This is a genomic window from Curtobacterium sp. PhB25 (genome assembly GCF_004365375.1).
In the GTDB taxonomy this organism is placed as follows: Bacteria; Actinomycetota; Actinomycetes; order Actinomycetales; family Microbacteriaceae; genus Curtobacterium.
This window is the reverse complement of the sequence record NZ_SODR01000011.1, coordinates 91,598-100,509: the sequence shown is the minus strand read 5'-3', so window position 1 is coordinate 100,509 and position 8,912 is coordinate 91,598. Positions and strand designations below refer to the sequence as shown.

At 71.4% G+C, this 8,912-nt stretch carries 7 protein-coding genes; 2 read left to right on the top strand and 5 right to left on the bottom strand.

Annotated elements, in window-relative coordinates; translation table 11 throughout:
* Nucleotides 1-179: 179 nt before the first annotated feature.
* The 5 genes from EDF51_RS18215 to EDF51_RS18195 all read right to left on the bottom strand — a co-directional run bounded on the left by EDF51_RS18215 (nt 180) and on the right by EDF51_RS18195 (nt 5,453).
* Nucleotides 180-1,034, bottom strand: coding sequence for a glycosyltransferase family 2 protein (locus EDF51_RS18215; RefSeq protein ID WP_123292223.1), 855 nt, complete (start codon nt 1,032-1,034; stop codon nt 180-182).
* The gene (locus EDF51_RS18210; RefSeq protein WP_243837159.1) at nt 1,031-2,185 is read right to left on the bottom strand and encodes a glycosyltransferase family 1 protein; all 1,155 of its coding nucleotides are present in this window, start codon (nt 2,183-2,185) and stop codon (nt 1,031-1,033) included. The genes EDF51_RS18215 and EDF51_RS18210 overlap by 4 nt, the downstream gene beginning before the upstream one ends.
* Before the next feature lie 74 nt (nt 2,186-2,259).
* A complete protein-coding gene (locus EDF51_RS18205) occupies nt 2,260-3,399 on the bottom strand; it encodes a glycosyltransferase family 2 protein (protein ID WP_208321868.1) in 1,140 nt (379 codons plus the stop codon).
* Nucleotides 3,318-4,547, bottom strand: coding sequence for an ABC transporter ATP-binding protein (locus EDF51_RS18200; protein ID WP_123292226.1), 1,230 nt, complete (start codon nt 4,545-4,547; stop codon nt 3,318-3,320). The genes EDF51_RS18205 and EDF51_RS18200 overlap by 82 nt, the downstream gene beginning before the upstream one ends.
* A 3-nt stretch (nt 4,548-4,550) precedes the next feature.
* On the bottom strand, nt 4,551-5,453 hold the full coding sequence (locus tag EDF51_RS18195; protein ID WP_123292227.1) for an ABC transporter permease: 903 nt from the start codon (nt 5,451-5,453) through the stop codon (nt 4,551-4,553).
* A 190-nt stretch (nt 5,454-5,643) separates the two neighbouring features.
* Between EDF51_RS18195 and EDF51_RS18190 the strand changes: the two genes are divergently transcribed.
* Nucleotides 5,644-6,237 carry a hypothetical protein gene (locus EDF51_RS18190; RefSeq protein ID WP_134195931.1) on the top strand — a complete coding sequence of 198 codons (594 nt, stop codon included), beginning with the start codon at nt 5,644-5,646 and terminating at the stop codon, nt 6,235-6,237.
* Nucleotides 6,237-8,786 (top strand): hypothetical protein, encoded by a 2,550-nt coding sequence (locus EDF51_RS18185; protein WP_134195929.1) that lies wholly within the window; start codon nt 6,237-6,239, stop codon nt 8,784-8,786. Before EDF51_RS18190 ends, EDF51_RS18185 begins: the two co-directional genes overlap by 1 nt.
* Nucleotides 8,787-8,912: the final 126 nt, after the last annotated feature.

The following is an 8,912-nucleotide window of genomic DNA, read 5'->3' as shown; positions in this document are numbered from 1 at the left end:
GCCGCCCCCCCCGGGGGCTCCGGGGCCCTGGGTTTGGGCGCCCCCCGCCCGCCGGGGGCCCCCCCCCGGGCCCCCGCGGGGCCGGGCGCGGGGGGGGGGGGGGCCCCGGGGGGGGGGGGGCCCCCACGACCGTGCGGGGGCGCGATGGCAGAACCCCGCGCGCAAAGACCCCGACCGGGCTACTTGCGTGTGACCCAGCGGGCGCGGGCGGAGAGGCCCGCGTGCAGGGCGACGCGCAGCGGCCAGAGCCACCACGCCCGGTACTTCCGCGACAGGAACCGGTACGCGCTGCGGTGGTGCTCGATCTCCATCCGGCGCCGGTTGGACGACGTCGAGTGCGCCCCGGTGTGGGTGACCACGGCCGTCGGCACGTACACGTTCGCGCGACCGGAGCGACCGACGCGCTGGCCCAGGTCGACGTCCTCGAAGTACATGAAGTACGACTCGTCGAACCCGCCGAGCTCGCGGAACACCGACGTCCGGATGAGGAAGCACGCGCCGGACAGCCAGCCGGCCTCGCGCTCGACGACCTGCGTGGTGGACCAGTACCGCTGGCTCCACGGGTTGGCGGGCCAGAACCGCGAGAACGCCGCGTGGCCGAGCCCGGTCCGGAGCGACGGCAGCTGGCGCGCGGACGGGTACGTCTCGCCCTGCTCGTCGAGGATCCGCGGCCCGAACGACCCGCCGGACGGCAGCCGGTCGGCGGCGCGGACGAGTTCGTCGATCGAGCCGGGTGCGAGCACGACGTCGGGGTTCGTGACGAGCAGGAACTCGGGGCGGACGTCGGGCAGGACGTCGTCGAGGGCGCTCAGTGCGGCGTCGATGCCCCCGCCGTAGCCACGGTTGCCCCCCGATGACACCACGACGGCACCGTAGGACTCACCGATCGCCCGCAGTGCGTCGATGTCGGCGGACCCGTTGTCGGCGATCACGACGGCGACCGGCTCCGAGGACGCCGCCGCGACGCTCGCCAGGAACGGCCGGATGGTCTCGCCGGTGTTGTAGGTGACCGTCAGCACGGCGACGCGGATCACCGGGTACCCCCGGCCCGCGCGTCCCGGGCCACGGCCGAGTAGGCCTCGACGTGCACGGCTGCCGTGGCCTCCCATGTGAACGAGGCGGCCCGGGCCAGCGCGGCCGCCCGGTGCGACGCGACGAGCGACGGATCGTCGAGCAGCCCCGTCATCGCGGACGCCAGTGCGGAGGCGGACGGCTCGGTGTACACCGCTGCGTCACCGCCGACCTCGGGCAGTGACAGCCGCCGGGTGGTCAGGACGCAGGCGCCGGACGCCATCGCCTCGACCACCGGCAGCCCGAAGCCCTCGCCGAGCGACGGGTAGACGACGAACTCCGCGCCGCCGAGGTAGCCTGCCAGGTCCTCGAGGGGCAGGTAGCCGGCCTCGATCACGTGGTCGTCCGGCTGCAGCGCGTCGAGCCGGGCGATCGCGGACTCGTCCCAGCCCCGCGCTCCGGACAGCACGAGCCACGGGGCGTCCGCGCGCGCGGAACGCACCGCGGCGTAGGCATCGAGCAGCGCGGTGACGTTCTTCCGCGGTTCGATCGTGCCGAGGAACGCGATCCAGGGCGCACCCTCGGGCAGCGTCGCGGCGATCCGGGCGTCCTCGACCTCGGCGGTGGACGGCTCGTGGAACACGGCACGGTCGACGCCGAGCGGTGCGACCCGGACGTCGGCGCGGATGCCGGTCACGACCCGTGCGGCCTCGGTCGCGGTGGCCGCGCTCGGCACGATGACGACCGGGCGGGAGCGCAGGGACCGGCGGCTCCACCAGGTGAAGAACGTCCGCTTCAGGCGGGAGTGCCACTCGGGGTTCGAGAAGAACGTGGCGTCGTGCAGGGTGACGACGGATCCGCCGCGCCAGCCGAGCGGGAACGTGTAGTGCGGGGAGTGCAGCACCTGCGCGCCGAGTCGTCGGCCGAGCGCCGGCAGCCCCGTCTGCTCCCACAGGAACCGGAGCGGCACCGAGTCGGTCCAGCCCGGCGCGGTGTGCACGGTCGCGTGCGGCGCGACGGCGGCGAAGTGCGGAGCGTGCACGGGTCGGACCACCAGGTGGACGTCGAGCCCCGGGTCGGTCAGGTGCGACACGACCCCCTCGACGTAGCGGCCCACACCGCCGAGTGCACGCGGTACCGCGGTCCCGTCGACGAGGACGGTGAGCTGCGGCACGCGAGGGTCCTTCCGAACGGGGGCGCCACGGTCGGGTCCGTCGGCGGGGGAGTGACCAGGATAGCCCTCCGCGCTCATGCGCCCGGGTCCACGCTGCGGCGCGGGACGGACGCGCGCCGCGACTCGCGGAGCCGCCGCGCGAGGTGCGACGGGAGCGCCCCGACGACGTCCGCGAACGCTGCCAGGACGAGCCGGGCCTCCCGTCGGGTGGGAGCAGTGAGCAGTCCGCGCAGGCCGCGGAAGAGGGTCCGGGCGCTCGCCCGCAGGACGGTGCCCCACGGCGCGTGCCAGAGCGCGACGACCATCCGGTTCCGCGCGTTGCGGAAGAGGAACAGGTCGCTCTGCACCCCGGACGACGCCGAGTGGTCGTGCTCGACGACCGCGTCGGCCGCGTGTTCCACGCGCCAGCCGCGTCGGCGGAGTCGCCACGCGAGCTCGGTGTCCTCGTAGTACATGAAGAGCGACTCGTCGAGCAGGCCGACGTCGTCGAGGGCGCTCCGCCGCAGGGCGGAGGCCCCACCGGAGAACCCGAAGACGTCGACGTCCGCGACCCGGTCGACGGGCGCGAACCAGTCGCGGTCCATGCCGTTGCCGTCGCGGTCGACGCGCACGCCGGTCGAGTTGAGGCGCACCTCGCCGTCGGGCGACGGCGTCCACAGACGGCCGTCGTGGCCCTGCAGCACGCGCTGGCCGGGTGCTGGCGTCGCGCCGACCGGGAGGCTCGTCCAGCGTCCGGCGAGCACGATGCGGCCCGTCACGGCCGCGACCTCGGGCCGCGCCTGCGCCAGGTGGTCGCGGAGCGCCGCGACGAAGCCCGGCGCGGGGACCGCGTCGTTGTTGAGCAGCACGACGACCTCGGCGTCCGCGTGCCGGATGCCGGTGTTGGCGCCGGCCGCGAACCCGCCGTTGTGCTCCCGCGCGACCACGTCGACGTCGGGCAGCTCGCGGCGGAGGACGGCGACGGAGTCGTCCGACGAGCCGTTGTCGACGACGACCACCTGGTCGGCCGCGCCCTCGGCGAGCACGGCGCGGACGGCCGCGATCGTCAGGTCGGCGCGTTCCCAGTTGACGACGACGACCGCGGTGCGCGGGACACCCGGGGTCCGGACGTCGGTGCCGTCGTCGGTCGGGCTCAGTCCAGCTCCTCGATCGAGGGCTGCGCGTAGACCGTGCCCACGGCGTTCTCGAACCCGGGCACCTCGAACGAGTCGCACTCCGGCATGTCGTGCAGGTGGCGGCCGGCGGAGTCCATCATCGACACGTTGATGAAGTACTTGCCGGTGCCGAACGCGGTGTCGGCGATCCGCAGGCGGAGCTTCCGGCGACCGTGCAGCGGCTGCAGTTCGAGGCCCATGATGCCGGTGGTGGTGCCGTACACGACCTGGCCGCCGGCGTTGTTGATCTGCACCGCGGCCTCCCAGTCGGCGATGCCGTCCAGGTGCTCGAACTCCATGTCCACGACGAGGTCGTCGCCGGGCATGACCTCGGCGCGGGGCTCCTTGCCGTCGACGTGCACGCTCGCGCCGAGGACCTTGCCGCGGCCGACGGCGACGTCGGTGCTGAGCTCGCCCTGGCGGCGTTCCTCGAGGACCTCGCGGAACATGCTCACGGCCTGGACGGGATCGCCGTCGTGCAGCACCTTGCCCTTGTTGAGCAGCACCACCCGGTCGCACATCTCCTGCACCTGGCTGAGCGAGTGCGTGACGATGATGATCGTCTTGCCCGCCTCTTGGAAGGTGCGGATGCGGTCGAGGCACTTGCGCTGGAACGCCTCGTCGCCGACGGCCAGCACCTCGTCGACGAGCAAGACGTCGGGGTCGGTGTGCACGGCCACGGCGAAGGCGAGTCGCACGTACATGCCGGATGAGTAGAACTTCACCTGGGTGTCGATGAAGTCGCCGATCCCCGAGAACGCCAGGATGTCGTCGAACTTCTCGTCGGTCTGCTTGCGGCTCAGCCCGAGCAGCGACGCGTTGAGGTAGACGTTCTCGCGCCCGGACAGGTCGGGGTGGAAGCCGGCGCCGAGCTCGAGCAGGGCAGCGAGGCGACCGCGGCGGGCCACCGTGCCGGAGGTCGGCTGGATGATGCCGCCGATGGCCTTGAGCAGGGTCGACTTGCCGGAGCCGTTCTGGCCGATGAGGCCGACCGTGGAGCCGGCCTGGATCGACACGGTGACGTCGTCGAGGGCCCAGAAGTCCTGGCGGTGCTTGCGGCCGGCGCGACCGAGCGTGACGATGCGCTCGCGCAGGGTGTTGTCCTTGCGGACCGTGAAGCGCTTGCGGACGTGGTCGATGACGATGACGTCCGGGCGCTCGGCGGTGCCCTCGGTGGGCGTCGGGGCGACGGGGGTGCTGATGGCCATGGTCTACAGCTCCTGCGCGAAGTTGCCCTGCAGACGGGAGAACACCCGCTGCGCGCCGAGGAGGCAGAGGACACCGATGACGAACGCGATGCCGAGGCGCAGCATCAGGTGGTCCGGGTACGTGACGTCGGCCGGGTCGTGCAGCCAGATCGCGTTCTGCATGCCGAGCACGGCCAGCGTCAGGGGGTTGTTCGTGTAGGCGGTGATGAGCCAGTCGGTGTTCACGGTGGCGACCACCCGCGAGTACGAGTACACGATCGGCGAGGCCCAGAGCAGCACCATCAGGCCGACGTCGATGACGAACTGCACGTCGCGCAGGTACACGTTGAGCGCGGACAGCACCAGGCCGATGGCCGCGCCGTAGACGAGGATCACCGCGAGCGACGGGATCAGGTAGACGAGCCCCTCGTGGAACGGGAAGACGCCGATGACCACGGTCGCGGCGAGCAGGATCGCGAACTGGATGGTGAAGTTGACCAGGGCCGCGCCGACGCTGGCGAGCGGGAAGACCTCGCGCGGGACGTAGACCTTCTTGATCAGCCCGGAGTTGCCGACGATCGAGCCGGTCGACCCGGCGACGATCTCGCTGAAGAGCGTGTAGGCGGTCAGGCCGGTGAAGACGTAGATCGCGAAGTTGTCGATGCCGTTGGCGGCGCCGAGGACCTTGCCGATGACGAAGTAGTAGATGAGCAGCTGGGTCAGGGGGCGCACCAGCGTCCACACGAACCCGAGCGCCGAGTCCTTGTACCGCGCCTTGAGGTCGCGTCGGATGAGCATCCCGAGCATCTCGCGCTGCCGGAAGACGTCGCGCAGCTCTCGCCAGGTTCCGCGGAAGGCGCTCGTCGGAGCGCCGATCACGACGAGGGGTTCCTTCGCGAGCGCCGCCATGCGGGCTTGATCGACCATACGTCTCTTCGTTCGTGGGGGCAGGACCGGAACAGCATACTCACCGGGCCCGCGCGGCAGGGATGGGCGACGGCCGTCGTGCACCCCGAGCGGGGGTGATTCCGGACCGATCCAACCCTCAACCTTCACTTTGGGGTTACCGTTGTCGCAACCCGGACCCTTGTCAACATCCACAGGACGGCCCGTCAGCATGCTCCTCGCATCCAGGCCGATCGCTGCGTTCGCGGTGGTCGGTGCCCTCAGTGTTCTCTTGGCCGGTTGTTCCGGTGGTGGCGACGACGCCACCCCGTCGCCGTCCGCGTCAGCGACCCGCACCGCGAGTCCGACCCCGACCGCCGACGACCCGGCGACCACGCAGCCCACCGGCACCGCGTCGTCGCCCGCGTCCGAAGCCACCGACGACCCCACCGCCTCGGACGACGACACCCCCGGTGCCTTCCCGGGGAGCGGCTCGACCAACGAGCCGGACACCGACCCGTCGGACTTCCCGGCGACCGCCGTCGTCACCTACAGCGGCTGGGACACGGCCTCGAAGTCGCTGCAAGCCGGCGGACTCGTCTCCGGCACCACCGACACCAGCGGGACCTGCACGTTCACCGCGAAGAAGGGGAGCGTCACGCGCACCGCCACGAGCGCGGCGCAGGCGAGTGCTTCCTCGGTCAACTGCGCGCAGGTCGCGTTCCCCGCGGCCCAGGTCCCCAGCGGCACCTGGTCCGTCACCCTGACCTACGCCGTCGGCTCCGCGTCGACGACGTCCGACCCGATGCCGGCGGAGGTGCCGTGATGCGTTCCATCCAGACCGAGTCGGACGGGCGCCGTCGCCGACCCTTCCGGACCTCCCTCGCGATCGTCGCGGCACTCGCCGTCGCCGTCAGCGGGCTGACCTTCGGCACGATCCTGTCCGAGCAGACCACGACCGAGTCCGCCTCGGCCGCCGTCGCCGGCGACTTCGACCCGGGCAACATCATCAGCGACGCCAACTTCTACAACGGCTCGGCGATGAACGCCGCCTCCGTGCAGTCGTTCCTGACGAGCGTCGCCCCGAACTGCCGGAAGTCGTCGAGCGGACCCGCCTGCCTGAAGGACTTCTCGCAGAAGATGAGCGCGATCGGCGCCGTCTCCGGCCGGTGCAGCGCCATCGCCGGCGGCACCAAGTCCGCCGCGACGATGATCGCCCAGGTCGGCGCCGCGTGCGGCATCAGCCAGAAGGTGCTCCTCGTGCTCCTGCAGAAGGAGCAGGGCATCGTCACGACGTCCTCGCCGACGTCCTACATGTACCTGCACGCCACCGGCTTCGCGTGCCCGGACACCGCCCCGTGCGACCCGGCGTACTTCGGCTTCGGTCAGCAGGTCTACGCCGCCGCGCTCCAGTTCAAGCGCTACCAGTCGTCGCCGACCTCGTGGGCGTACCAGGCGGGTCGGACCAACTCGATCCTCCTCAACCCGAACGCGGCCTGCGGTCGCAAGTCCGTCTACATCCAGAACCAGGCGACCGCGGGGCTGTACATCTACACCCCGTACACCCCGAACACCGCCGCGATGTCGAACCTCTACGGCACCGGTGACGGCTGCTCGGCGTACGGCAACCGCAACTTCTGGCGCATGTACACCGACTGGTTCGGCTCGGCGACCGGCGGTGGCAACCCGTACGGCAACGTCGACGCGGTCACGCCGAGCTCGACCTCGTCGATCACGGTCAGTGGCTGGGCCGTCGACCCGGACACCACGAGCGCGCTCCGCGTCGCGTTCTACGTCGACGGGGCCGGGGCGAAGACCGTCACCGCGAACGTGAACCGCCCCGACCTGTCCGCCACCCTCGGCGCGAACAACCTCAAGCACGGGTTCTCGACCGAGCTGACCGGGCTGAGCGTCGGCAAGCACTCGGTGTGCACCTACGCCATCAACCAGGGCAAGGGCAGCAACACGCTGCTCGGCTGCTACACCCGCACGGTCGTGAGCGCAGCCCCGAAGGGTGCACTCGACACCGTTACCGGCAGCGCCGGCACGATCACCGCGACCGGCTGGGCCCTCGACCCCGACTCGGCGAAGCCCGCCCCGTGGAAGATCCTGGTCGACGGCGTCAGCAAGGCGACCGGCACCACCGACCGCACCCGCACCGACGTCGCCAAGGTCTACAAGGGCGTCGGCAGCACCCTCGGGTTCTCGAAGACGATCGGCGGCATCACACCGGGCACCCGCACCGTGGCGCTCTACACGCAGGACAAGCCCGGCACCGGCTACGTCAAGGTCGCGTCGAAGTCCGTCACCGTCAGTGCCCCCACCACCGGCAAGACCGGCAAGACCGGAGCACTCCGCGGGACGTACGACTCCGTCACCGGCGGCGCCGGCACGGCCACGGTGCGCGCGTGGGCGATCGACCCGGACGTCTGGGACCCCGTCAAGTACAAGGTCCACGTCGACGGCGTCAGCACGAACAGCGGCACCGCGAACGCCACCCGCACCGACGTCGAGGCGAAGCACCCGTCCTGGGGCTCCGACGTCGGCCTGGCACTCCGCCTGACCGGGCTGAGCGCCGGCAACCACACCGTGCGGGTCTACTTCCAGGACCTGCCGAGCGGCACCTACAAGAGCTTCGGCACGAAGACCGTGAAGGTGACGTCGGCCACGGCCCCGTCGTCCGGCACCACCGGCAAGACCGGCAAGACCGGCGCGGTGACGGGCTCGTACGAGTCGGTGACCGGCGGCGTCTACAGCGCGACGGTCAAGGGCTGGGCGATCGACCCCGACGTGTGGGACCCGGTCAAGTACAAGATGCACCTGGACGGCGTCGCGATCGACCCGGGCGTGGTGAACGCCAAGCGCACCGACGTCGAGGCGGTCCACCCGGGTTGGGGCTCCGACGTCGGCCTGTCCGTGCAGCTCACCGGTCTGAGCGCGGGCACGCACACCGTCCGCGTGTACTTCCAGGACCTGCCGAGCGGGACGTACAAGAGCTTCGGCACGAAGTCCTTCACCGTCATCGACCCGCCCGCGACGGGCAAGACCGGCAACACCGGGTCGGTGAAGGGGTCGTACGACTCCGTCACCGGAGGCAAGGGGACCATCACCGTCAAGGGCTGGGCGATCGACCCCGACGTGTGGGACCCGGTCAAGTACAAGATGCACCTGGACGGCGTCGCGATCACCCCCGGCACGGTGAACGCGACCCGCACCGACGTGCAGAAGAACTACCCGAACTGGGGTTCGGACGTCGGGCTGTCGCGGGTGCTCACCGGGCTGAAGCCCGGCACGCACACCGTGCGGGTCTACTACCAGGACCTGCCGAGCGGGACGTACAAGAGCTTCGGGACGAAGACGGTGACCGTGCAGTAGACGGTCGCCGAGACGGACGGGAGGCCCGTGGCGGATCCGCCACGGGCCTCCCGTCCGTTCTGCGGTCGCGCCCACGGCGGCGGATCGTGAGCAGCAATGGTCGGGTCCGGTGGACGGACCCGACCA

Coding starts and splice junctions, on each gene's coding strand:
- EDF51_RS18185 (WP_134195929.1), top strand. CDS start 6,237: ATGCGTTCCATCCAGACCGAGTCGGACGGGCGCCGTCGCCGACCCTTC.
- EDF51_RS18190 (WP_134195931.1), top strand. CDS start 5,644: ATGCTCCTCGCATCCAGGCCGATCGCTGCGTTCGCGGTGGTCGGTGCC.
- EDF51_RS18200 (WP_123292226.1), bottom strand. CDS start 4,547: ATGGCCATCAGCACCCCCGTCGCCCCGACGCCCACCGAGGGCACCGCC.
- EDF51_RS18195 (WP_123292227.1), bottom strand. CDS start 5,453: ATGGTCGATCAAGCCCGCATGGCGGCGCTCGCGAAGGAACCCCTCGTC.